The 24,219-nt window shown below is 57.0% G+C and carries 22 protein-coding genes and 2 tRNA genes; 11 read left to right on the top strand and 13 right to left on the bottom strand.

Going from position 1 to position 24,219, the window contains the following annotated elements:
• Window positions 1–4,652: VCBS domain-containing protein (locus AB5Y71_RS07955; RefSeq protein WP_368171338.1), on the top strand; the 4,652-nt coding region annotated here is incomplete at its 5' end.
• 70 nt (window positions 4,653–4,722) lie between these two features.
• Here AB5Y71_RS07955 and AB5Y71_RS07950 read toward each other — a convergent pair.
• A complete protein-coding gene (locus AB5Y71_RS07950) occupies window positions 4,723–5,217 on the bottom strand; it encodes a hypothetical protein (protein WP_139409956.1) in 495 nt (164 codons plus the stop codon).
• 185 nt (window positions 5,218–5,402) lie between these two features.
• Here AB5Y71_RS07950 and AB5Y71_RS07945 point away from each other — a divergent pair, with 185 nt between their 5' ends.
• Window positions 5,403–7,358 carry an EAL domain-containing protein gene (locus AB5Y71_RS07945; protein WP_368171344.1) on the top strand — a complete coding sequence of 652 codons (1,956 nt, stop codon included), beginning with the start codon at window positions 5,403–5,405 and terminating at the stop codon, window positions 7,356–7,358.
• 63 nt (window positions 7,359–7,421) lie between these two features.
• Here AB5Y71_RS07945 and rraB read toward each other — a convergent pair whose 3' ends face one another.
• Window positions 7,422–7,757 carry a ribonuclease E inhibitor RraB gene (rraB, locus tag AB5Y71_RS07940; RefSeq protein ID WP_026034893.1) on the bottom strand — a complete coding sequence of 112 codons (336 nt, stop codon included), beginning with the start codon at window positions 7,755–7,757 and terminating at the stop codon, window positions 7,422–7,424.
• 265 nt (window positions 7,758–8,022) lie between these two features.
• On the opposite strand from rraB, the gene AB5Y71_RS07935 reads away from it, so the two are divergent.
• The 4 genes from AB5Y71_RS07935 (at window position 8,023) to AB5Y71_RS07920 (ending at window position 10,955) form a co-directional block, all read left to right on the top strand.
• Window positions 8,023–8,098 (top strand) — tRNA-Phe (locus AB5Y71_RS07935).
• 4 nt (window positions 8,099–8,102) lie between these two features.
• Window positions 8,103–8,178: transfer RNA gene (locus AB5Y71_RS07930), tRNA-Asn, on the top strand.
• A gap of 426 nt (window positions 8,179–8,604) precedes the next feature.
• Complete coding sequence (locus AB5Y71_RS07925; RefSeq protein ID WP_236269639.1) at window positions 8,605–9,879, top strand: alpha/beta fold hydrolase; 1,275 nt, start codon at window positions 8,605–8,607, stop codon at window positions 9,877–9,879.
• Between the two features lie 350 nt (window positions 9,880–10,229).
• Window positions 10,230–10,955, top strand: coding sequence for a carbonic anhydrase (locus tag AB5Y71_RS07920; RefSeq protein ID WP_368171343.1), 726 nt, complete (start codon window positions 10,230–10,232; stop codon window positions 10,953–10,955).
• Window positions 10,956–11,041: 86 nt separating this feature from the next.
• Here AB5Y71_RS07920 and AB5Y71_RS07915 read toward each other — a convergent pair whose 3' ends face one another.
• Both AB5Y71_RS07915 and AB5Y71_RS07910 read right to left on the bottom strand, forming a co-directional pair.
• Window positions 11,042–11,950, bottom strand: coding sequence for a pseudouridine-5'-phosphate glycosidase (locus AB5Y71_RS07915; RefSeq protein ID WP_368171337.1), 909 nt, complete (start codon window positions 11,948–11,950; stop codon window positions 11,042–11,044).
• A complete protein-coding gene (locus AB5Y71_RS07910; RefSeq protein ID WP_368171336.1) occupies window positions 11,944–13,035 on the bottom strand; it encodes a PfkB family carbohydrate kinase in 1,092 nt (363 codons plus the stop codon). Before AB5Y71_RS07910 ends, AB5Y71_RS07915 begins: the two co-directional genes overlap by 7 nt.
• Window positions 13,036–13,238: 203 nt before the next feature.
• Here AB5Y71_RS07910 and AB5Y71_RS07905 point away from each other — a divergent pair, with 203 nt between their 5' ends.
• Window positions 13,239–13,691, top strand: coding sequence for an RNA methyltransferase (locus AB5Y71_RS07905; RefSeq protein WP_005335311.1), 453 nt, complete (start codon window positions 13,239–13,241; stop codon window positions 13,689–13,691).
• Between the two features lie 120 nt (window positions 13,692–13,811).
• Here AB5Y71_RS07905 and AB5Y71_RS07900 read toward each other — a convergent pair whose 3' ends face one another.
• Window positions 13,812–14,555: a hypothetical protein gene (locus tag AB5Y71_RS07900; RefSeq protein ID WP_368171335.1), complete on the bottom strand. Its 744-nt coding sequence runs from the start codon at window positions 14,553–14,555 to the stop codon at window positions 13,812–13,814.
• A 188-nt stretch (window positions 14,556–14,743) separates the two neighbouring features.
• On the opposite strand from AB5Y71_RS07900, the gene AB5Y71_RS07895 reads away from it, so the two are divergent.
• Window positions 14,744–15,175, top strand: a complete 432-nt coding sequence (locus tag AB5Y71_RS07895; RefSeq protein WP_005335309.1) for a universal stress protein — start codon at window positions 14,744–14,746, stop codon at window positions 15,173–15,175.
• Between the two features lie 77 nt (window positions 15,176–15,252).
• On the opposite strand, the gene AB5Y71_RS07890 is transcribed toward AB5Y71_RS07895, so the two are convergent.
• From AB5Y71_RS07890 to crp, 4 genes are all read right to left on the bottom strand, one after another.
• A complete protein-coding gene (locus AB5Y71_RS07890) occupies window positions 15,253–15,888 on the bottom strand; it encodes a murein L,D-transpeptidase catalytic domain family protein (protein WP_201942312.1) in 636 nt (211 codons plus the stop codon).
• Between the two features lie 174 nt (window positions 15,889–16,062).
• Window positions 16,063–17,145: a porin gene (locus tag AB5Y71_RS07885; RefSeq protein ID WP_139441993.1), complete on the bottom strand. Its 1,083-nt coding sequence runs from the start codon at window positions 17,143–17,145 to the stop codon at window positions 16,063–16,065.
• Between the two features lie 337 nt (window positions 17,146–17,482).
• The gene (locus AB5Y71_RS07880; protein ID WP_201942318.1) at window positions 17,483–18,283 is read right to left on the bottom strand and encodes a putative RNA methyltransferase; all 801 of its coding nucleotides are present in this window, start codon (window positions 18,281–18,283) and stop codon (window positions 17,483–17,485) included.
• A 125-nt stretch (window positions 18,284–18,408) separates the two neighbouring features.
• A complete protein-coding gene (crp, locus tag AB5Y71_RS07875; protein WP_005335304.1) occupies window positions 18,409–19,047 on the bottom strand; it encodes a cAMP-activated global transcriptional regulator CRP in 639 nt (212 codons plus the stop codon).
• A 300-nt stretch (window positions 19,048–19,347) separates the two neighbouring features.
• Between crp and AB5Y71_RS07870 the strand changes: the two genes are divergently transcribed.
• Together AB5Y71_RS07870 and AB5Y71_RS07865 are read left to right on the top strand one after the other, a co-directional pair.
• Window positions 19,348–19,752 carry an OsmC family protein gene (locus AB5Y71_RS07870; RefSeq protein WP_005362569.1) on the top strand — a complete coding sequence of 135 codons (405 nt, stop codon included), beginning with the start codon at window positions 19,348–19,350 and terminating at the stop codon, window positions 19,750–19,752.
• Between the two features lie 93 nt (window positions 19,753–19,845).
• Window positions 19,846–20,142: an MliC family protein gene (locus tag AB5Y71_RS07865; RefSeq protein ID WP_005348285.1), complete on the top strand. Its 297-nt coding sequence runs from the start codon at window positions 19,846–19,848 to the stop codon at window positions 20,140–20,142.
• A gap of 141 nt (window positions 20,143–20,283) precedes the next feature.
• Here the strand turns inward: AB5Y71_RS07865 and AB5Y71_RS07860 are convergent, their stop codons facing one another.
• From AB5Y71_RS07860 to AB5Y71_RS07850, 3 genes are read right to left on the bottom strand one after another with little or no spacing between them, the layout of a single operon-like run.
• Window positions 20,284–20,817, bottom strand: a complete 534-nt coding sequence (locus tag AB5Y71_RS07860; RefSeq protein ID WP_255909555.1) for a DUF4136 domain-containing protein — start codon at window positions 20,815–20,817, stop codon at window positions 20,284–20,286.
• A 16-nt stretch (window positions 20,818–20,833) separates the two neighbouring features.
• Window positions 20,834–21,703, bottom strand: coding sequence for a phosphoribulokinase (locus AB5Y71_RS07855; RefSeq protein WP_005335299.1), 870 nt, complete (start codon window positions 21,701–21,703; stop codon window positions 20,834–20,836).
• A gap of 52 nt (window positions 21,704–21,755) precedes the next feature.
• Window positions 21,756–21,980: a YheU family protein gene (locus AB5Y71_RS07850; protein ID WP_005335298.1), complete on the bottom strand. Its 225-nt coding sequence runs from the start codon at window positions 21,978–21,980 to the stop codon at window positions 21,756–21,758.
• A gap of 97 nt (window positions 21,981–22,077) precedes the next feature.
• Between AB5Y71_RS07850 and AB5Y71_RS07845 the strand changes: the two genes are divergently transcribed.
• Window positions 22,078–23,229: a membrane-associated sensor domain-containing protein gene (locus AB5Y71_RS07845; RefSeq protein ID WP_368171334.1), complete on the top strand. Its 1,152-nt coding sequence runs from the start codon at window positions 22,078–22,080 to the stop codon at window positions 23,227–23,229.
• Here the strand turns inward: AB5Y71_RS07845 and AB5Y71_RS07840 are convergent.
• Window positions 23,208–24,194 (bottom strand): hydrolase, encoded by a 987-nt coding sequence (locus AB5Y71_RS07840; RefSeq protein WP_368171333.1) that lies wholly within the window; start codon window positions 24,192–24,194, stop codon window positions 23,208–23,210. The two genes, AB5Y71_RS07845 and AB5Y71_RS07840, sit on opposite strands and share 22 nt — an antisense overlap.
• Window positions 24,195–24,219: the final 25 nt, after the last annotated feature.

Here is a 24,219-nt window from a genome sequence, read left to right as displayed (position 1 = left end):
TGACTGCCGGCGAGAAACACATCGAGCAGTTCACCGTGACCCTGAGCGATGGCTCGACCACCAAGGTCACCATCACCATCACCGGCACCAACGATGCACCGGTGCTGACACCGGATGTGGGCGCGGTTAACGAAGACGCGATCCTGACGGTCGATGCGGCCAACGGCGTGCTGGCCAACGACCGCGATGTCGACGGCAACGCCCTCAAGGTGACCGGTATCCTGAGCGGCACCAGCGGGACGGCCACGGCCGTGAACGCCAGTGGCGACACCGTGCTGACCAACAGCTACGGCACCCTGACCATCCGTGCTGACGGCAGCTACAGCTTCAATGCCAATGGCGTGGATGCGCAGAAACTGGCGGCAGGTCAACCGGCGAACGTGGTGTTTACCTACACCGCGACCGACGGCACGGTAGCGCGGACTAGCACCCTGACCATCACCATCACCGGCACCAACGATGCACCTACTCTGAATGTTGATAATGGCGCAGTCGTTTCTGAAGAGGGGCTTTCCGGTGGTATTAAGGATACAGTGGGCAACAGCGACAGCACTGATAGTGTGGTAGCTAGCGGTAAGATCACGGTTGGGGATGTAGATAGTCAGGACACACTAAACGTTACTCTGAGTGCACCTTCCACCGCTTTGACTTCCGGTGGTGCTGTAATTCAGTGGGCTTGGAATGCAACTACCAAAGTGTTGACCGGTTATACCGGCACTCAGGGCGGAGCGGACTACAAGGCGGTCATTGATGTCAAGTTGACCGCTCCTACCGGTAGCACCAAGGGTGACTGGAGCTATGAGGTGACCCTTAAGGCGCCGCTTGATCATCCGGATAAGGAAAGTGAAGACGCGCTTAGCTTCAAGGTGGGGGTGTCCATATCGGATGGCAAAACAACCGTTACCGATAGTCTGCCTATCACTGTGGAGGACGATGCCCCCATTGCTGGCGATGCTGCCGCGGTTTCGCTGCTGAAAACCAGTATTCCTGATGTATTGACCGGCAAGTTCAGCATGACTGGTTATAGCGGGGATCGCACCAGCATTGATGGGGGCAAGTTCACCATTACGGCTAAAGGGTTCCTTTCTTCAACGTCTACTGTCTTGACCGGTGCTCTGGTTAATGGCTCGGGCGAAGGAATAGGTGTCAAGAGCTCGACAGCCCCTTACCACAATATTGAGAACGAGGTCGATTTCCGCAAACTGGCCGATGGCTCAGGGGTATCTGAAGAGCTGGTGATCAAGCTGGATGCTGGCACTGTGGCTTACGGTGCCAAGATCGAGTTCAGCAAGATGTTCGGTGGTGAGCTGGAGAGCGGCGTGGTCGAGTTCTACCGTGACGGAGTTCTGATCTCAACACTTCCCTTTAGGTCGGATGCGGCAGGGGGAGAGTACAACCAGAACTTCCAGGTTCAGCAAGGTGGTTTTGACACCATGGTGATCAAAGCAACCGATAACGGCAATTCTTTCAACGTCAAGGACAACAGCGACTTTACCGTCAAGTCTATCGAGTTCCTTGGCTCCTCTACTCCACAGGCAATTGCCTATGGCTCGGGGACCGCGGCACCGCAATGGGGGGCTGATGGCAAGGGACATATAGGGCTTTTGGGCTCCAATGAAGTGGGTTTGATGACCGCTACTGGTAAAGAGATTTCCATTTCCAGCAAACCGGGCTTACCCAATACCCTCTATGGCGAAGCCAGCGATGGCACCCTGGTGTTCCGTCTGGAATTTACCCCTGCTACCGGCAAGTGGGAATTCTTCCAGTATGCAGAGATGCAGCGCCCGGTTGGTGATGGCGACATCGACTTCACCTTCAAGGCCTATGATCGGGACGGTGACGGCTCGCAAGGCAGCTTTGCTGTCAACCCGCTGGCGCGCCCTGATGTAACCGGCGTATCGAGTGCCACTGTGGTTGAAGGGGCCACCTTGCAGCATGTTGTGACCTTGAGTGGTGCGACTAATGTAGCGACTGAGTACAGCCTCTCAATCGCGGGTAGTGGTACTCATGCTGCCTCTAACTCTGACTGGGGAACTCTGCAGTTCAGTCACGGTGTTACCTATAACAGCAGCACAGGCAAAATCTCAGTACCAGCCGGTGTGACGAGCTTTACCGTGTCAGTGCCGACAGTGAATGACAAGCTGGTAGAACAGACTGAAACCTTGACTCTGACAGTAGGTGGTGCGACCGGAGCCGGAACCATTACTGACAACGATCTCTCTGTGCGACTGGGCAATGGTCTGGTTGATGAGGATGGTTTGTCTGGCGGAAATGCACACTTGCCTGAGCCTGTGGGTATGCCTGCTAGCGGCCCGCTTTCTGTGACTCAGTCGCTGCAGGTGACTGATGGCAGTGGTGGCAATGTCTCTGGCGTACAACTCAAACTTGTTGGCATTACGGGTCTGAGCGGGGTGACGGGTATTGATGGTCAGCCGGTCAATGTTGTTCAGGATGGCGCCGGGCTCAAAGGGTACTTTGGTAACAACCCCGCCAATGTAGCCTTTACCGTGACGGTGGATAACAGTGCCAATCCACCGAGCTACACCTTTACTCTGCTCAAGCCGCTTAGCCACACAGTAGATGGCCAGAGCACAGTGTTGACCAGCCAGGACGAATTGCGCTTTACCGTCAACTATGAGGTAAGCAAGTCTGGAGCTGAGACTGCGACTGGCTCGTTTGACTTGGCTGTGCGTGACGATGTACCGGTTGCTGGCCCGATCTTCCATGCCGTGGAGTCAGAAACCAAAGTTGGTGCCAACGTACAGCTGGTTTTGGATGTTTCCGGTTCTATGGGCTTTGCAGCCGGTAATGGAAAGACTCGCTTGGAAGTTATGAAAGAGTCTGCCAACCAGTTGCTGGATCAATATCTGGCGCAAGGGCAAACCCGGGTGCAGTTGGTATTGTTCAGTTCTGAAGCACGTATTGTGAATCAGGGAACAAGTGGTAGCCCCATCTACTGGATGACTGTTGAGCAGGCCAAAGGATGGATTAATGGCTTGACTGCAAATGGTGGAACGGATTACGACGACGCCATTAAATGGGCTGAGAGTTTTTGGAGTGGCAATAGTAATGCAAGACCGTTAACCGGAGCTTCCAACGTAAGCTATTTCCTCTCTGATGGCGTACCGGAAGGTAGCGATGGCAGCAATCCCAACACCATTGAGGCGAGTGAACTTGCAGCATGGACGAAACATCTGCAGAACAATAAGGTGACTGCGCTTGCATACGGCATGGGGAACAGTGTGCCAGCTGGCGAGCTGGACAAAGTTGCATTCGATGGTTACTTGAATGTGGATGGCAATGCGGTAATTGTCCCGGACGTGACCAAGTTGCCACCCATTCTGTTGCAATCTGTGGTGCAGCCGATAGGCGGTAATTTGTTGAGCGGTGTTGAGGGATATGGAGTTGGTGCTGATGGTGGTTTTGTTGGCCAACTTACGATCCGCGGCGTGACGTATAACTTTGACGGCAGCACAGTTACTACTGCAGGCAGTTCGAGCGCGCTCAGCCATAGCTTTGATGCAGCAACCAAAACGCTGACTATCTACATCGATAACAAGCATTCGTTGATTGTCGATCTTGATAACGGCAGTTATCAGTTCTTTGGTGCTGCAGTGTCGCCCTCGGTCAAGCTTGATTTCGGTTACACCTTGAAAGATCTCGATGGTGACACCAGTGCAAGCACGCTGACCTTTGTTGTGGGTTATGACATCAAGTCAACGGGCGATATGATCGACTCTGTACAGATGTATGACCCCACAGCCAGTAATCAGAAAGTGCAATGGTCGACATCCGGAACTGGCACCCCGATCGACAAGACGCTGCAGCACGTTGAAAACGGCATAGTTGTCGATGTGGGTGTCGGTGGCGACAAGGTCTACCTGGGTAAGGGTAACGATATTATCTATCTGGGAGACAGTCATGTATCCGGTTTCGATAGCAATTCCCAGCAGAAACAGGATGCAGCAGAGCTTGCCGTGGATAACTTCAGCCGTGGAGCAGATTCGCTTCTGCTGCAAGACCCCAACAATGAAAACAGCGACCTGAAAATCACTGCAAACAGCAATGCCTATCTGGATATTGCTCATGGTGGTGGTGGTGATGACCGCATCTATGGTCAAAATGGCTCTGATGTCATTTTTGGTGGTTCGGGTAACGACCATCTCTACGGTGGTGACGGTAAAGATGCGCTGCGTGGAGGGAGTGGAAGCGATGTGCTGGGTGGTGGAACTGGTAATGACTATCTGATCGGTGGTTTGGGCAATGACATCCTGATTGGTGGGGAAGGGGCTGATACCTTTGTCTGGAACAAGGGAGATACAGTATCCGGCTCCCTGACCAAGGATTACATCATGGACTTCAACAAGGGGTCAGGCACCATCAACCGTTTGGAAGGAGACAAGCTGGATCTGAGCGATTTGCTGGATCACGATGGTTCTCACAGTACGACTGATCTGAAGAGTCTGCTCTCGGTGTTCCAGGACAATGAAGGGGTGCACCTGCAGGTCAAGGAGAGCAGTACTGCGCCGGTGACTCAAGAGATTGTGCTGATGAACCATACCTTCGACAGTCTGACGGGCGGTTCTGGCACCACGGCCAACCAGGTGATCGATTTCATGTTGACCAACAACATGCTCGATATCGACAAGTAAGCCCTCTTCGGGCAATAAAAAAGCGGCAGAGCAATCTGCCGCTTTTTTTTATCTTTGCAGGGAAGCGAAATCAGTTGCCGAGGGTGGCGAACAGGCTCTGCTCCAGGGTGCCGCGGGAGACGCAGACCGGCTTGATGGAAGGGGCCGGTACGCGCTCGCCTGAGGATTCAACGAAGAACAGCTCGGTGTTGCCCTTGACGTTGACGGTGGCCACGCTGCTGTTGCCGCTCTGGGTGATGATCAGGTTGATCTGCAGGTTCGGGTTGCCCAGTGCAACTTTGGAACCCATAGTTCCGCAGTCCAGCCACTCCAGCCCGTCGGCTGATTGGGTGACGTTGGCGGTCATCAGGCCGGAGCCACGCTGGCTGTTTTCGATGGTGAGGCCGTGATCGGTGAACCACTTCTCGGCGCGAGCCCACACCAGATCCACCGGGATCGCCATTTCCTGAGTATTGTTGGTTGCCTTGGCAATTGGCGGGTTGTAGCGATACTCCTCACCGCCGTTATTGTCACCAGCACAACCAACCAGCAGCAGCGCCAATGCGCTCCCCATAATCTTTTTCATCTTGTTTCTCTCGTCCATATCACCAGGCCATTGGCCAACCGGCGCCTATTATCGCCGGAGCGACAATCTCTGTCAGCAACCATCCAGCGTTCGATGTTATGGGGAGGTGATCGGGGTGCTTTACAAAATTGGTTTGCTATCATAGATTTGCTCGAAATTCCTCCATAAGCACCCCTGTGACCAACATGCTCACCCCGGATCTGCTGCAGCAGATCATCGACCAATTGCCAATGAGTATCTTCTGTCGAGATAGTCATGGGCGTTACCTGTTCGCCAATCGTGAGTTCGCCCGTGAAGCCAAGCTGGAGTCGCCTGCCGAGGTAGTCGGCAAGACAGATGCAGATATGCCATGGGGCGATCTCTTTCGCAGTGAGGATGAGCAGCTGCTTGCCGGAGGCGTGCCGATGCTGTATCAGCAGCTCCATTGCAACCGGGGCGGGAATACCTGCTGGATGGAGGTACACAAGGTGCCTCTTTACACCCCGCAGGGGGAAGCGTGCGCAGTATTCGGGGTGGTTAACGAGATTGCCCAGCGCAAGAGCCTGGAACAGACGGTCAAAAAGCAGCAGTTGTTGCAGCGTTTTCTGCTCGATGCCATTCCTGACCTGATCCGTTTCGATGATCACAACGGGGTGTTGCTGGAGTGCAATCAGGCGTTTCTCGACTTTATCGGCCATGGGGCCGATGAGGTGCTGGGTCAGCAACTGCCGTTCCGGTTGGCGGCGCCGCAGGGGATGGGCCACGGCGAGTGCTGTCTGCTGGATGCCAGTGGGCAGGGGCGACACATGGAGATCACCCGGGTCGATGTCCCCGATGGTGACGGTCACTCCCTCGGGATCCTGACGCTGGGGCGTGACATCACCGGCCTGCGCACCACTCAGGCGCAGTTGCAGCAGGAGCAGCACTACGACAGTCTGACCGGACTGCTCAAACTCTCCCGGTTCTTGCAGACCAGCCGCCATCTTGGGGGACGCAGTGCCACATTGGTGCTGGTCGATCTGCACCATTTTCGTGAAATCAACGATCGCTTCGGGATCCGGATTGCCGACCGCCTGCTCAGCCAAGTGGCCAAGCGGTTGCAGCAGCTGGTGCCGCCGCGTTCTCTGCTCTGTCGGGTCGCTGCCGATGACTTCAGCCTGTTGCTGCCCGACTTCAACGAGCCATTGCAGGGGTGGAGCCAGCATCTGCAGCAGCAGTTGATGGAGCACTATCAGGTGGAAGATCATCGAATCCAGATCCCGGTGTTTCTGGGGCTGGCCCAGGGGCGGGCAAGCGATGCCGAGCGGTTGCTCAGTCATGCCGAGGCTGCGCTGGCGCAGGGCAAACGGCAGCAGCAGTACTGCACCCTGTTTGATCCCGAGCTGCATGCCCGGCTCAAGCGGCGTCAGCTGATCGCCGCCCAGTTGCCACTCGCCATCAAGTCCGCCCAGCTGGTTGCCGTCTATCAGCCCATTATCTGTACCCGTACTCACAGACTGCACGGCGCCGAGCTGCTCTGTCGCTGGCCCCATCCCGAGCTTGGGATGATCTCCCCCGACGAATTCATTCCGTTGGCGGAAGAGATGGGGATTATCGGTCAGCTTGGCCAGTTAATGCTGGAGCAGGGCTGTGCCCAGCTGGCGCAGTGGCAAACTGCGCAGCCGGATATGGTGCTATCCATCAACCTCTCACCGCTACAGTTCCGTGATCCGACGCTCTGTGAACGGGTCTCTGCCTGCATCGCTCGCCATGGTCTCAAGGCCAGTCAGCTGGAGCTGGAGATCACTGAAGGGGTGTTGATGGAGAATGCCGACGAGATTGAGACCAACCTCGACAACCTGATCGCCGCCGGTTTTCAGCTGGCCATCGACGATTTTGGCACCGGTTACTGTTCGCTGGCCTATCTGCCGCGTTTGCAGGTGGCGACCCTCAAGCTGGATCGCAGCTTCACTCAGGGGCTCGCCAGCAATAGCGCGACCACCGCTATCGTGCGCTCAGTCATCGGGTTGGGCCATGAGTTGGGGATCCGGATCACCGCCGAAGGGGTAGAGACACCCGAGCAGCAGTTGTGGCTAACCGAGGCGGGGTGTGATCGGCTCCAGGGCTATCTGTTCAGTCGCCCCCTGCCGCCAGCGGAGTTCGCTGCCAGCTATCTGGCGTGAGAGATCGTCAGAAGCAACAAGGCCACCGCAAGGTGGCCTTGTTGTTTTACGATGGAGGCAGGATCAATCCTGGAAGTAGGTGCCCCAGCCATCGTAATCCACCCCGTATTTTTCCAGGATGGGCAGCATCTTGGCGATATCGGCGACGATCGCTTCGACATTCAGCTTGCACTCGATGGTGGCATCGAAGCAGAAGATGGTGGCGCCGTCATCCAGCTCCATCTCTTCGGCATCGGTCACTTCAAAACCGGCCTTGAACAGGTCAACCGCTGCTTTTTCCAGACGGTCGAAATCCTGGCAGGCGAAGTGGTGCTCGATGTCGTAATCCGCATCGGGATTGCTGCCATCGGCCAGCAGTTCGTTGACGATCTCGGTGGTCTCATCACGCCACTCTTGCATATTCAGACTCATGTTGCCTCCAGGCGGTATCATTGCGGCAAAGCATACTCGCAGAGTGGATTCGGCTCAATGCGGCGGACCCACTGAACCTCGAATTTCCATCATATTGGCGCCGCCTATAGGGTGTGCAGAGGCCAGCAAGTATGGCAAACAGGACTGAAATGGATAATAAATGGTCGCTTCGTTCGGTTGTTGAGCGAACGCGCTTTTTATCGTGCCATCATGGTTGACACTCTGCGCTGGAAAGGGTTTAATGCGCGCCGTTGCCCAGATAGCTCAGTCGGTAGAGCAGGGGATTGAAAATCCCCGTGTCGGCGGTTCGATTCCGTCTCTGGGCACCATAATTCCTCCTTAGTTCAGTCGGTAGAACGGCGGACTGTTAATCCGTATGTCACTGGTTCAAGTCCAGTAGGAGGAGCCAAATTCGAAAAGCCCGCTCAATCGAGCGGGCTTTTTCATTTCTAGTTGCTGTTGCATGCGGCCAAAAAGAGCGTCGCGCCACAGGTGGCACTGAACAGCAGCATTCCGGTTTGCAACATGCTGCCAGGGCATGGCTTCTTCTCTCTTTTTCTGGCCCTGATCCACTTCGGTTTCATCACATTCCCTTATCCATTTTGTCGGCCTGAATGGCTGCACTCCTGTGCAGGCGAGCCATCTTTGTTGAATGGCGCCATGGCGTCAATCTCCCCCGCAAAACAATTAATTCAGCACCGTTGAAGAGCGGCTTGTCTGGTGATGTTTCGACCTTTAAGCCATTGTTAACATTTTGGAAAACTGGAGTGACCCCAAGGCAGGGCGGGGATATGATTGGGGCAATGATGTTCCCATCCTGACGGAGAGATCCCAGATGAGCAGCCCCTTGAGCTATGTATTGGACGGCATTCATTGCGAGCCGCACTTTTTTACCGTTCCCCTCGATCATGATGAGCCGGATGGCGACAGCATTACCCTGTTTGCCCGTACCCTCTGCCGTAAAGACAAGCTCGATGAGACGTTGCCCTGGCTGCTGTTTCTGCAAGGTGGGCCGGGATTCGGGGCTCCGCGCCCGACGGCCAACAGTGGCTGGCTCAAGCGGGCGTTGCAGGAGTTCCGAGTGCTGCTGCTGGATCAGCGTGGCACCGGGATGTCGAGCCCCATTCACGGGCATAGTCTGGCCAAAATGACCCCGGCCGAGCAGGCGGAATATCTCGGCCATTTTCGCGCCGACAGCATAGTGCAAGATGCCGAGTTCATCCGGCAGGAGCTTAGCCCCAAGCATCGCTGGAGCCTGCTTGGTCAGAGCTTTGGCGGTTTTTGCTGCCTGACCTATCTCTCGCTCTTCCCCGATAGCCTGCGGGAGGTCTATATCACCGGCGGCATCGCGCCGATTGGCCGCAGCGCCGAGGAGGTTTACCGCGCCACCTACCAGCGGGTGGCTGACAAGAACCGAGCCTTCTTCGCCCGCTTCCCCCATGCTCAGGGGATTGCCAACCGGCTGGCCAACCATCTGCACCAGCATGATGTGCGACTGCCCAACGGCCAGCGCCTGACGGTGGAGCAGTTCCAGCAGCAGGGGCTGGATCTCGGTGCTACGGGTGCCTTTGAGGAGCTTTATTACCTGCTGGAGGAGGCCTTTATCGGTGACAAGCTGAGCCCAGCCTTTCTCTATCAGGTGCAGAGCATGCAGCCATTCAATACCAACCCGCTGTTCGCCATCCTGCACGAAGCTATCTACGCCGAAGGGGAGGCGACTAGCTGGGCGGCGGAGCGGGTCAGAGTGGAATTCCCGGCGGTGAACTGGGCACCCGGCAAGGATTTCGCCTTCACCGGCGAGATGGTTTACCCCTGGATGTTCGAGCAGTACCGCGAGTTGCTGCCCCTGAAAGAGGCGGCTCATCTGCTGGCCAACAAGGCGGACTGGGGGGCGCTCTATGACCCGGCCCAGCTGGCCCGCAATCAGGTGCCGGTAGCCTGCGCCGTCTATGCCGAGGATATGTATGTGGAGTTTGACTACAGTCGCGAAACTCTGCGTGGCCTTGGCAACAGTCGCGCCTGGATCACCAATGAATATGAGCACAACGGTTTGCGTGCCGATGGTGAAGCGATTCTTGATCGTCTGATCGCGTTGAATCGCGACCGTTAATGGCCGTTATCGGCAACCATCGCGGGAGCCCGGACTCCCGCGATGGTTGTTATGGATGGTTGTTATGAAAGCGTGACACCCTGAACCTTGACCCGCATCCGCCAGACGATGAGTGGATAGCAGGCTGATTAATTTCCCCCTCTTTCACTGTCTCTGTCGATCCCTCACCATATACTTGCCAAACGACTCTGTATTGAGCCGCGGTCAAACCGATTGACCAACCCGTGCTCGTTACCATTAGAAAGTCGCTCTGATGTTCTGTATCCCGCGTATCAGATATGCCATCTCTGCATGCCCCGCAATCTGGGGGAGGCGATGGTCGTGCTTTTCAATCAAGATAAGGATGTATGATGAGAAAGTTTCTGTTGGTCTGCTCCCTGTTGCTGTGCCCTGTCGTGTTTGCTGCGACCTCCCATTGGGAATATAGCGGTGAGGCGGGACCTGCCCACTGGGCCAAGCTGACCCCGGAGTTTGGTCAGTGTGCGGGCAGCAATCAGTCGCCGGTTGACCTGAGCGGATTGGTCGAGGCCAAACTGGCACCGCTGGTACTCCACTATAAGGCGGGTGGCAATACAGTGGTCAACAACGGTCATACCGTGCAGGTCGGTTATGCCCCGGGTAGCACCTTGCAACTCGATGGCACCACGTTTGGACTCAAGCAGTTCCACTTCCACGCCCCGAGTGAGAACCTCATCGAGGGCAAATCCTATCCGCTGGAAGGGCATCTGGTACACGTCAGTGACAAGGGAGAGATCGCCGTGGTGGCGGTGATGTTCGAGGCTGGCAAGGCCAATCCGGTGCTGGCGGCTGCCTGGAGTGCATTACCGGCCAAGGTGGGGGAGACCCAGGCCCTCAAGGCGCCGCTCTCTGCTGAGCAACTACTGCCTGAGAATCGTGACTACTATCGCTTCAGCGGTTCCCTTACTACGCCTCCCTGCTCGGAAGGAGTGCGCTGGCTGGTGATGAAGCAGCCGGTCGAGGTCAGTCAGGCCCAGATCGACGCATTCAAGGCGGTGATGCACCACCCCAACAACCGGCCGGTGCAGCCCCTCAATGGGCGCGTGGTGCTGCAATAACACAGCGTTGCAATAGCACTGCAGATAGCAAAAACAACAAGAGGGCCGCAAGGCCCTCTTTTACATGGCGAGGTATCGGCGAGCGATCAGAGGCTGGCGGCGATGCGGGCGCCGAGGGCCGCGTTGTTCAATACCAGCTGGATGTTGGCCGCCAGCGAGTTGCCGCCAGTCAGCTCGCAGACGCGGGCCAGCAGGAAGGGGGTTGACGCCTTGCCCTTGATCCCCTGCTCGTCCGCTTCATGGAGCGCCTGGGCAATGGCTGCGTCGATATCGGCTTTCGGCATAGCGTGTGCGCTCGGGATGGGGTTGGCCACCACGGCGCCGCCCGCCAGTCCCAGCTCCCACTTGAGGCGCAGCGCCTCGGCGATGGCTGCCGGGGTATCGAGGCGATAATCGACCTTGAAGCCGCTCTCGCGGGTGTAGAAGGCGGGCAACTCCTCGGTTTGATAGCCGATCACCGGCACGCCCTGGGTCTCCAGATACTCCAGGGTCAGCCCGATATCGAGGATCGACTTGGCACCGGCGCAGACTACGGCCACCGGCGTCTGCGCCAGCTCCTGCAGGTCGGCGGAGATATCGAAGGTCTCCTGCGCGCCGCGATGCACCCCGCCAATGCCACCGGTGGCAAAGACCCGGATCCCGGCCATGGCGGCAATGATCATGGTCGAGGCGACCGTAGTGGCCCCCATCCCTTTGCGTGCCAGCACGAACGGAATGTCGCGGCGGCTGCACTTGGTAACCGCATGGCCAGCCCGACCGAGGGCCTCCAGCGCACCGGCATCCAGTCCCACCTTGAGGCGGCCATCGAGGATGGCGATGGTGGCCGGAATGGCACCGTTGTCGCGCACCACCTGCTCCACCTGACGGGCCGTCTCCACGTTCTGCGGATAGGGCATGCCGTGGGAGATGATGGTGGATTCGAGGGCGACGACCGGTTTGCCGGCGGCCAGTGCGGCAGCAACTTCCGGTTGGATATCGAGGTAAGCGTTCAGCATGAGTACTCCTCCAGTATGCGGTCAACGGCGGTCTTGCTCAGACCGGAAAAAACGGTATCGGAACAATTGACGGTGAGGGCGGCGCAGCCCAGGGCAAAGCGGGTGGTTTGGGCAATGTCGAGCTGTTGCAGCCAGGCGTGGGCGAGGCCAGCCATAAAGGCATCCCCGCCGCCGGTGACGTTGAGTACCGGACTACCCAGTACCGGCAGGTGACCCTGCTGCTCGCCATCGCTGTAGAAGATCCCCTGTTCACCCAGACTGAGGAACAGCCGCTTGACCCCAGCGCGGTGGAACCAGGCGGCCACCATGGGCCAGGTTTCGGGCCCGGCGATGGTCATGCCGCACAGCTGCTCGGCTTCGCTTCGATTGGGTTTGAGGGTGTGGATCTTGCCGAGCCAGGGGCGGATCTTCTCCACCTTGGCCACCGAAACGGTATCGACAAAGATGGCGTGCTCACCTTGCCGTTCAAACAACCAGTCGAGGGTATGGATAGCCAGATTGGTGTCGAGCACCCAAAGCCGGGCACCGCCGAGAAAGCCTGCGAGGGGGGTCAGGCGGGCAGGGGTAAGCTGCTCTATGATGGCCATGTCATTGATAGCGCAGCTCATTTCGCCGCTGCCATCATGCAGGCTGAGATAACAGGAGGTGGCGTGGCCATCGAGCACCAGAGTCTGGCGCACATCGACGCCGGCCCGCTGGCTCACTTCCAATAGATGGTGGCCATACTGGTCGTTGCCGACCGCGGTCAGCAGCCGGGTGTCGCTGCCGAGCCGCGCCAGATTCTCGGCGATATTGCGGCCAACACCACCGGCCGCGGTGCGCACCTTGCCTGGGTTGGAGTCGCCGAGCAGCAGGTTGTCATGGCTGGTGCCGCAAATATCCATATTGGCACCGCCGATCACCACTACGTAGGGACCCTCTCGCAACACATAGCCTCTGCCTTGCACATACCCCTGCCGGATCAGGCTTGAGATGTGGCTGGCCAGCGCAGAGCGGCTGATGCCGAGGCGATCGGCCAGCTCCTGCTGGGCAATCATGGGATCCTGACGCAGCAGGGCTAGGATCTCTTGTTCACGCTCAGTCATAGACAAACATCCATTTGCAAACGTTTGTCTATTATTGCTGGGAAACGTTTGCTGGCTATCAGCTTGTACAAAATTTGTCGGCTTGCGCACAAAAAATCGACATCCGTGATGGGGCGACGAGTCGTTGAGCTTGGCGAGGCACTTTTAACGGGTCGATGACCCCGCAGCGGCTTATAATGGCCGCCGCAAGATGAGGAGAGATGATGGAAAAGAGTGCATTCTGCTGCGTGGGGCTGGTCAATCCCAAATCTCCGGAAAATGTCGGCTCCGTGATGCGGGCTGCGGGTTGTTACGGGGTAGACGAGGTCTACTACACCGGCAACCGCTTCGAGCTGGCGCGCCGCTTTGCCACTGATACCAAGCAGATGGTGGAGAAGATCCCGCTGCTCGGGGTGGATGATCTGATGGCGTTTATCCCGCAGGGATGCGTGCCCGTGGTGGTCGATCTGATCGATGGCGCTACGCCGCTCCCCGACTATGTCCATCCGGAACGCGCTTTTTATATCTTCGGGCCGGAGGATGGTACGCTCGATCCCGCCCTCTATGGAGCGGTGAAAGATGTGGTCTATGTGCCGACTCAGGGCTGCATGAATCTGGCCGCCTCGGTCAACGTGATCCTCTATGACCGATTGGCGAAGGGGTTCCGGCAACCCTGAGTTGTGGCGTGGCAACGGTGATTCAAACTGCAATGGACAAGGTGTTGCTTATGGGCAGGTTGCTGGCGGTGGCTGCTGTTGACGGGGCTGCGACATCCTTCTCTTTCCCCTATGGTGGGATCAGTTTTCGCCGGTCTTGACCGCCTGCTCCTCAAGAAAGTCGCGGTAGTAGTCATAGAGATGATAATGGCGATATATCTCGGCCAGCGTGCCGCGACGGATCAGATTCACCATCTCCTGATCCCACAGCAGCAGTAGCCGCTTGCCCCGTTCGGTATCGGCAAAAATGGGGTAAGTCGGGATCCAGCGCAAAATGGTGCGGTACATATTGGCCGGGGTCTCATCGGCAGAATGGAGCACGCCAGCGGTCAGGTAATAGCGATAGCGCCCCTTGCCAATCAGCTGCAGGGCCATCTCATGGTTGTCGATCTCGTGCCACCGCATGGTGACCGGAAGATATTTATCTAACACCCATCCTCGCCGCCAGAGGACGGTCTCTCCCTCGAGGCTGCGCTCTCCCCGCCATTGTGGCTGCCGCTGCTTGAGCATGAAGACGGTCACATCATCGGCGGAGGCTGGCTGATGGGGCTGCTTGACCCCCTTGACCTCATCCAGATAGACACTCATCGCCATATCCCCCTCTTGCCTGGCTACCATGGCGACGGCGCGTTTGTAAGGCACGATATGGGGCACGATCTGATAGCCGTGGGGTTGGTAGATGGTTCGCACCAGATCGAGATAGATACCGCGGCCATCCGGTTGGCAGAAACCGGGCCAGCCATCGCAATAGACGTGAATATCGGCTGTGCGAGCGTGGGCGATCGCACACAGACAGTAAAGCAGCAAACAACCGATGCGCAGCATGGTCAGCATTATCCTCGCAGGGGTGAGGAGAGCATTTATCACCTGATTTATACCATGCATTGATCGCGGCGGGCGGAGAAAACATCTCGCATCTCCATTTTGCGACAGGGTCGAGGGTTATTTGCGGTCGGATCGTTATGATCGAGTAAAGATTCAATAGCACCCCAATCAGTAGAGGAGACTGCATTATGCCATCGATCAAGACTCTGCTCTGTCCAGTCGATTTTTCCCAAATGTCTCGCGCGGTACTCGACTATGCCGTTTTCATGGCACAGAGCCATCAGGCCCAGCTCAAGCTGATCCACGTGGTTGATCAACTACACGGTTTTGACAGTTACAAGATCCTTCATATGACGGCCATCGAGATCACTCACGAGATGGAGCGTCAGGCCAGAACCCAGCTCAAAGAGCTGGTTGCCACCCTGCCGATCCCGGCCACCTTTGATATTCGCTTTGGCCGCGCCGCCGATGAAATTGTCATTCAGGCCAAGGAGGATGAGGTTGAGCTGATCGTGATGGGCAGCCACGGTCGCTCTGGTATCAGCCATCTGCTGGTAGGCAGTGTCGCCGAGTCTGTGGTGCGTCATGCACCCTGTCCGGTACTGGTGGTGCGCCAATAACGCGCCACGTTTAGTGTGAAAAGCGTAACAAACAAGGCCAGCGATTGCTGGCCTTGCGTTTTCTGGTGTTGTGCCCGCTAGCCGTGAGCGTAGATGACACTCCCCCCCTTGATGGTATCTATGATGGCTCTGGCCTGCTCTTTGGGCAGGGCGGGGCAACCCCAGCTGCGGCCCAGCTTGTCATATTTGCGCAGATGGGTCGGGCTGGCATAGGCGGCGCCATGTACTACGATGGCACGCTTGCGGGCATTGCTGTTCTTGCCGGGGCTGAGTCCGTCCAGCCGCAGGGAGTAGCCATGCTTGCCCAGATAGGTTTCTGCGGTGCGATAGACGCCAAGGGAACTTTGGCGGGAGTTGAGCTGGTTGGAAAAGCGTTTTGCGGCCAGTTCACCTGAGTTGCGGCCATGACTGACCCAGGTGTGATAGAGCAGCTTGTGGCGTTTCATATCGATGACAAACAGCCTGCGCTGGGTGGATGGCTTGCTGTAATCGATGATGGTGAGAATGGGTTTGCGTTTGTGGCGCACGGTTTGATAACTGTTGAGGGCCTGACGAAAGGTCTGTTTATCCAGCTTGCCGGCCAGACCCAGCTGACGATAGAGGCTCTGATCCCAGCTGGCATCTGCCGTGCTGCTCCAGATGAGCGATATCAACAGCAGTGGCAACAGCAGCCACCCGCGTTGCCAGTCTATGTTCCCGCGCACTTTTCTCATCCGTGAATATCTCCTTGTCACTCCCTGTCAACGGCGCGGATATTGCCATCAATCCGCTCGATAGTTATATGCAAGGTGCTGAAAAGGCGCAATAAAAAAACCGGCCGCAGAGCGGCCGGAAGTAATTCAAACAGTAGACATTGGTATCACAGGGTATAACTGACTTCCAATTACTTAGAAGTTGTACTGCAGAGCAACCGCGACTACGTCGTCGGTGTTCTGGCCCAGAGAGTTGGTGGACTTGCCATTTACGGAGTCCAGCAGGTTCAGCTTGTAATCAACGTAGGCGTTGAAGTTCTCGGTGAAGTTGTACCAGGCACCGATAGATACGTACTCGGTGTAGGTATCATCGATACCGTGAGCGGTATCTTTTACATCAGTGCGCAGGTAGGCCAGAGAAGGTTTGAACTTGCCGATGGTGTACTGGGCTACAGCTTCGTAACCGTCGTGCTTCTCAGCGTAGCCGTTGTTCACGAACAGGTGGTTCTCACCGTGGGAGTAGGTTGCAGCCAGGTAGAGGTCACCTACAGCGTACTTGGCACCAAAGCCCATCAGCTTGGCATCCTTGTCGCCACCGAAGGCAGCGAATTGAGCTTGTTCATCGGTCTTGCCAGCCTGGTTGTAGGCAGCTGACAGGCCCAGACCCATATCGAAGTCATAGGAGGCAGCTACAGCAAAACCTTCTTTGGAACCTTTCTTGTTCCAAGTTGTGCCATTGGTGTTGAAGTTGGAGCGATCGGCATTCTGCGGATCATTGTTGCCGGTGAACTGGGCACCCAGGGTCAGGCCATTGTAGGTGTACAGGTACTGGGCCAGACCGTTGGTACGGCCGGTACCGAATACTTCGGTGCCTTTACCCAGGCCGTCACCGCCCCACTCGGGCAGTACGTCGGTGTAGTCGTTCACGATGCGGAACAGACCATCCTGACGACCGTAGCTGAATGCGCCGAAACGATCGTGCTTGATGCCGGCATAGGCATAACGCAGCTCGTCGTTGTCAGAACCGGAAGTCGGCAGGTTGTACTCGGCAAAGCCGAACGCCTTCATTTCGGGGGCGATCTTGGTTTCACCGCGCATGTTTACACGGAAATAGCTCTGGTCGCCTTCGGAGCCGTTGTCGTCAGTGCCGTAGTACATGCCCTGAGCACGGCCACCGATCTCCAGCTTGGTATCGTTCTGGTTGTAAACGGTAGCAGCATGGGCGCCGCTCGCCAGCAGCAGGCTGGAGATGGCAATAGTCAGTGCAGACTTCTTCATATGCGTTATTCCTCTGATGTAAACACTTCCGAACTTGTTGTCGGTTCTGTGAAATCGGAAATGGTCCGATAGCCACACGGTAGGCGCCCCAACCTTGACTGGGCCTGAATCCATCGTTGTTTAATTGAGGTGACGAGGTCGTTATCAAGACTGGGTGTGACGGTTTTTGACAAGATAAAAAGAGATTAAATTCAATGAATTATTTTCTAGTGACTTTTTTGACATCAAGGCTGTTCTGAGCAACAAGGTCAATGGCTCAAGTTGTGAGCTAGATCACGCAGGGGAGAATGGGGGCGGGGAAAAAACGTGGGGAGCCTTGCAAGGCTCCCCCCAGTGATCAGAGGGGCTTTTGCCACAGGGTCAGCAGCAGATCCTGTTCCAGTTCATTCGGGCCCTGTTGAGCGAAAGCGTGACGCTGCTCACCGGTTGCCCGCCAGCCAAGGCGGCTGGTCTCCAGAATAAAGCTGCGCATGGCCTGATCCATGGTGAGGCTGAACTGACAGCGCTGTTGAGCCATCGGATTGAGACCGCCGAGGGTTGGCCAGCTGAGGGGGTGTTCCATGCTCACCGGATTGAGGCTGACCCGCAGTTGCCACTGATGGCGCGGGCCTGGCTGCAGATAGAGCAGATAGCCACCGGGGGCCAGCCAGCTGACTAGCTGTTCGGTCTTGACCTTGAGATCGTTGACCAACAGCACCTGAGCAGAACCCGGTTGCAACGGCGCGCGAGCGGGATCGGCAATGACAAACTGGCCGTCCGGCTGCGCTTTTTTGGCGGCAAAGATGGTGTTCTTGGCGATATCAACCCCGGCAAACTGCCAGCCGGGCAGGCGCTCTGCCAGCGCGCGGCAGTAGTAGCCTTCACCGCACCCAAGATGGATCAGCTCTTGCGGGGCCAGCGGAGCGAGTAGGGCGGCCATGGCCTCAACCAGCGGCAGTTGGTGGCCGGCTTCCAGGAAATGGTGTTTGGCGCGCATCAGGGCGCGGCTGTCGCTGTCTTTGGGGTTTTTCTTGCCGGGGATGAGATCCAGATAACCTTCCGGTGCCGGATCGAAGTGATGCTTGTTGTCGCAATAGCGCCCCTGGGAGGCTTCATGAAGATGGAGCGGACTGCGGCAGCGGGGACATTGAAGGTGCATAGTAACTCTCTGGGCGAATGCCGGAACAGTGAAGGGCGTTCGGGATTATAGGGGAGAGGATCAAAAAAGGCTGCCGTAGCAGCCTTTTTTATCCCAAGGCCTCAGTCAGGCCTGCGGACGGGTCATCAGCGAGTGCCAAATACCACAATGGTCTTTCCGTGAGCAGAGATGAGCTCCTGCTCTTCCAGCATCTTCAGGATGCGGCCCACGGTTTCACGAGAGCAGCCGACGATCTGGCCGATCTCCTGACGGGTGATCTTGATCTGCATGCCATCCGGGTGGGTCATGGCATCCGGCTGTTTGGCCAGGTTGAGCAGGGTCTGGGCGATCCGGCCGGTCACATCCAGGAAGGCGAGGTTACCCACTTTCTGGCTGGTGTGTTGCAGGCGCTTGGCCATCTGGCCAGAGAGACGCATCAGAATGTCCGGGTTGACCTGGATCAGCTGGCGGAACTTCTTGTAGGAGATCTCTGCCACTTCGCAAGAGCCTTTGGCGCGAACCCAGGCGGAGCGCTCGGGATTCTCGTTCTCCTCGAACATCCCCATCTCGCCCAGGAAATCGCCCTGGTTCAGATAGGAGAGGATCATCTCTTTGCCCTCATCGTCCTTGATCAAGACGGCCACAGTGCCCTTGACGATGTAGTAGAGGGTCTCCGCTTTTTCACCCGCATGGATCAGGGTGCTCTTGGCGGGATACTTATGAATGTGGCAGTGCGACAAGAACCATTCCAGGGTGGGATCGCTTTGCGGTTTGCCAATGACCATGAGAATTCCTCTGTAGTGTCTTTTTATGGACTTGTGCGTCCGGGCAAGCTGCCAATCTTGCCATTCCTTGTATTGGTCGCAGTAGGATAAGAGCCTTTGCCTGTGCTGACAAGGCTTTGCGGGCTTTTGACAGAGCCCTTTGAGTAATGCCTGCTGCGCCGCTCCGGCCATTCTAGGGAAGATAGAGGTCGGAGATGTTGATTTTGATCTATTTCCATCCCAACTCCCCCTGTTCGGCAGAGATAAGCGACTGGGTTATGCTAGGGATCCATCATCATGATTAACAGGAGAGAGTGCGAGATGAAAGCCAAGGTCAGCTGGGTGGAAGGGATGAAGTTTGTGGGTGAGAGTGAATCCGGTCACAAGGTGATCCTGGATGGTGCCAACCCCGGTGAGGGGGCCAGCCCGATGGAGATGATCCTGCTGGCGGTCGGTGGTTGCAGCTCCATTGATGTGGTCTCCATCCTCGAAAAAGCGCGCCAGTCGGTGACCGCATGCCACGTCGATGTCAGTGGCGAACGGGTCGATAGCGTGCCCCGGGTTTTCGAGAAGATTAATCTGCACTTCGTGGTGACAGGCAAGGGATTGGCAGAGAAACAGGTGGCCAGAGCGGTCGATCTGTCGATGGAAAAATATTGTTCTGTTTCCCTGATGTTGGAAAAAGCGGTACAAATTACCCATAGTTATCAAATTGTTGAAGCTTGATAACGATAGTTTCGTTGGTACCCTGGCATAAGGCCGTTACGTAAGGCCACTGCACAAGGCCATGACATAAAGCCATTACATAAGGAAAGTGCAATGAAAAAATTGATCGCTCTGCTTCCCCTTTTGGGCCTGGCGGCGTGCAGCAGCCCGCAACCTACCCAGTATCAATACAGCCAATACCAGTGTGGCGAAGAGATGCTGGCCGTTACCTATGATGCCCAGGCCGATATGGTGCAGTTCCCCTATGCCGGGGTTTATCACAAGCTGGCGCGTGTGGAGTCAGAGTCTGGCGCCAAATATTCTGACGGCCTGACCACCTTCTGGAATCAGGAGAAACAAGCTCTTCTCACCCAGAAAGGGGTCACACTGTTGACCTGTACGCTTAAATAAGTGACCACAGATAGCTGAAGGTGTGCGGCTTTGTGCCCGAGTCTGGCCTAGGCCGGATTGGGTCAAGAGGTTGAGACCACAAAAAACGGCTTGCCGGGAGGCAAGCCGTTTTTCTATCCATCCGTTATCACTAAACAAGCGCTAGTTGGTGGGGACGCGATTGAGCAGCTCGGCCGCGAGCTGTTGGCTGAGTGCCTGACGCTGGCTGTCTGCAATGCTCACGTCGCTGGTCAGCTGGATGATGCTGCTCCAGACTGCTTTCTGGGTTTTACGATCGAGCAGCACGATGGCCAGCGACCCTTTGCGCTGGTTGGCCGAGGCATATACCCCGGGTGTCATGCCAAGGCGGGCGAAAATCTCGCCGTCACTCATATCCTTGCCGCCCGCGACGCCGATGGCGACCCACAGATCCGCCTCATCGAGCGGTGCACTCTGCCATCCCTTGCCATTGAGCTCCCGGCTTACCGCCTGCTGCATCGGCTCCAGCCACCCTTCAGCCAACTCACCGGCAAATTGATACTGTTCGGCCAGGGCGTAGCGCGGGGTTGCACCATAGGTCCAGTTGCCCATCGGGCGAACCAGCATGGTGCCGGACTCCAGCGTGGGGGCCGCTGGCCCGCTGCTGCAACCGCCAAGCAGGGCGAGCAGTGCCACAAAGAGATAAGCAAGCCGCATCGTGAACTCCTTTGAATCAGGTTATTTTGCCGGTTTCGATCAATTGCTGGATGAGCGGGCGCAGGATCAGCTCCATCGCGAAGCCCATCTTGCCACCCGGCACCACAATGGTGTTCATCCGCGACATGAATGAGCCATCGATCATCGACAGCAGGTAGGGGAAATCCACCTGCTTGATACCGCGAAACCGGATCACCAGCATACTCTCGTCCAGACTCGGGATCACCTTGGCGCTGAAGGGGTTGGAGGTATCCACCGTCGGTACTCGCTGGAAGTTGATATGGGTGCGCGAGAACTGCGGGGTGATGAAGTTGATGTAGTCATCCATGGAGCGAACGATGGAGTCGGTCACCGCCTCGCGGGAATGCCCTCGCTCCGAGGTATCGCGGATCAGCTTCTGGATCCACTCCAGATTGACGATGGGCACTACGCCTATCAGAAAATCCACGTGGCGCGCCACATTGTGATCCTCGGTGACCACACCGCCGTGCAGCCCTTCATAAAACAGCAGATCGGTATTGCTGGGCAAATGCTGCCAGGGGGTAAAGGTGCCGGGCATCTGGTTGAAGGGCACTGCCTCGTCAAAGCTGTGCAGGTAGCGGCGATACTGGCCATTGCCATCCTGCCCATAGCCCTGGAAAAAGCTCTCCAGCAGCCCGAAGTCATTGGCCTCAGGGCCAAAATAGCTGATATGACGCCCCTGTTCGCGCGCCTTGCGGATCGCTACATCCATTTCCGGTCGGGTGTAGCGGTGAAAACTGTCACCTTCCACCACCGCCGCGGTATATCCCAGTTGATGGAACATGGAGCGAAAGGCGTTGGTGGAGGTGGAGGTGCCGGCACCGGACGAACCGGTAACGGCAATAATGGGGTGCTTGGCCGACATGGGATTCTCTCTTCCTTGGGAATTCCGTTATAAGGTCCGGATTGCGGTTGGGTCAAGACTGCTCGATGAAGCGGTCTTTCATCACGATATTCACCGATTCGTGCAGCTCGCTATAGACGATGACAGCTTTGCCTTGCTGTAATTGTTCTCTCACTGCATCGACTTTGACACCAAGCGGTACATCCTGTTCTCCATATTCGGTTCCCTCCTGCAACACAAAGTGTTCGATCAGGTTGGTCAGGGTGTCGCCGTCCAGTTCTTGCCAGGGAATGATCATTTAAAGGTCTCACAGCAAAAGAGGTGATCGTCAGGCTATTGTTGTGTTGAATCCCGCGAATGCAATCACTTTTTACCTTTTCACCGGAGTCTGAGAGATGTTGTCTGAAGCGCAGCGCAGCGCGCCGTTAACCCTGACTGAGCATCTGGACAGTGCACGTCGAGAGGCGATTGCCCGAGGCATGGTGTGGTTCTGGTTGTTGAACTGGCTGGTGGTATTGTTTCTTTCGATACGCTACGAGGTTTACAGTCAGGTCGGGCTCGCCAGTGATGACAGCTTGCCCTGGCGCTTTCAGAGTGAGCTGGCCCTGGTCATGGTGGTGCTATTGCTGCTACCTGTTGTCAGCCTGTTTTGTGACCATCTGCAGGATCGCCTTTGGTTACGGATGGCTGCGCTGGTGATGGTGCTATGGGGCGGACTCTGGACGCTGCACATCTACACGATTGGTCAGGTGGAGCTGCGGGGAGGGGTCAGCTATGCCAACGGGATCATGCGGCTCAACCTGCTGGCTGCGCTTATCGCGTTTTATCCCGATCGCAAGGTTTTTTATGGCTATCTCTTGGGCCCGATGACGGTGGGGGTGGGGTTGGAACTCTTTTTACGCGTCGATTTTCCCCAGATTTACCTGCTTGGCGTGTTGTTTGGCGTGATTGCGCTGGAGGTCGGCCGCCGCATGCTGCACCGCTGGTTTGAGTTGGCGATCATGCGGGAGCATGAAAATCTGACGCTGCTGCGCAAACTTGATCAGCTCGCCAAGCAAGATCCTCTGACCGGTGTCGCCAACCGGCGGCATTTCAATATCGAGCTGGATCGCGCTTTGGCCCATAGCCAGGAGAGCGGCGCTCCGCTATCGCTCATCCTGATCGATGTGGACTATTTCAAGCGATTCAACGACCACTACGGCCATCAGGTAGGGGATATATGCCTCAAGGAGGTGGCACAAGCGCTCAACCGTGCGGTTCGCACGCCATCTGATCTGGTGGCCCGCTATGGCGGAGAGGAGTTTGTGCTGCTGCTGCCCAATACCGACCGTCAGGCGGCGGCCAGCGTGGCGCAGCGGCTGCAAGATGGCTTGGCCAGCCTGCAGCTGGAGCATCTGGCGTCCGATGTTGCCCCCTGGGTGACGGTGAGTCAGGGGATTGCCAGCAATGTCTCCGGCGAAGGGGCGAGCCAGTTGCTGGAGCGGGCCGATCAGGCGCTCTATCGGGCCAAGGAGTCGGGACGCAATCAGTTCTGTGTTGAGGAGTGACTCTGTTCGGCAATCCAGCGACTGATCCGTTCATCCAGCCAAAACCGTGGCCGCCAGGGCGTGCCGTGCAGAAAGCCGACATGGCCGCCGCGCTGGCTCAACTCATAGCGCACCGTGGGCGAGAGTTGCTCCGGCCGGGGAATGGCCGCGTGTGACATAAAGGGATCGTCGGCGGCGTGCAGGATAAGGGTAGGGATGGGGATTTGAGCCAGCAGCGGTAGTCCCGAGCAGCTCTGGTAGTAGTGGTTGGCACTGTGAAAGCCGTGCAGGGGGGCGGTGACCAGCTCGTCAAAATCGCGCAGGGTGGCAATCTGCTCCACTTGTTGAGGTTGCCAGCGTTCACTCGCTTTCTGCTGTTGGCTGATCTTGCTGAGCAAATTGCGGCGCATGGTGCGCAGCAGATAGTTCTGATAGACCTTCGAGAAGCCCTGATTGACCCGCTCGGCGCAGCTCGCCAGTTGCAGCGGGGCCGAGACCACCACCGCTGCTTTCAATGCCGCAGGACAGCCCCGTGCCAGCAGATTGACCAGCATATTGCCACCCAGTGAAAAGCCGATGGCGATCAGCGGTTTGCCCGGGAAGCGCTGGCTCAGCTCGGCAATCAGCTCCTGCGCATCACCGATGGCGCCGGAGTGATAGGCCTGCAGGTGGCGATTGGGCTCGCCGCTGCAACCGCGAAAGTGCATCAGCACAGCCTCTCTGCCCTCTTGCTGCAGGTGGGCGAACAATCCCTTGGCATAATGGGAGTGAATGCTTCCCTCCAGCCCGTGAAACACCACTATCAGCGGCCGTTCATCAAGGCTGACTTCCCCGCTCCAGGCGAGGTCGACAAAGTCCCCATCCTGCAGTTCAAACCGCTCCGCCACAAAACGGGCAGGGGTGCGGCGCAGCCATTTGGGCAATATGGTCTGCAGATGAGGATTGCGTGCCCACCAGGGGGCGTGGAAGTGGCTCTCGGTCAGCATGGGGTCAGTCGGTCTGGGTCGAAGA

This window comes from Aeromonas sp. R9-2, from assembly GCF_040908025.1.
GTDB classification, from domain to species: domain Bacteria; phylum Pseudomonadota; class Gammaproteobacteria; order Enterobacterales; family Aeromonadaceae; genus Aeromonas; species Aeromonas veronii.
Note: the sequence above shows the minus strand (reverse complement) of the source record. Positions and strands in the feature narration are given on the sequence as shown.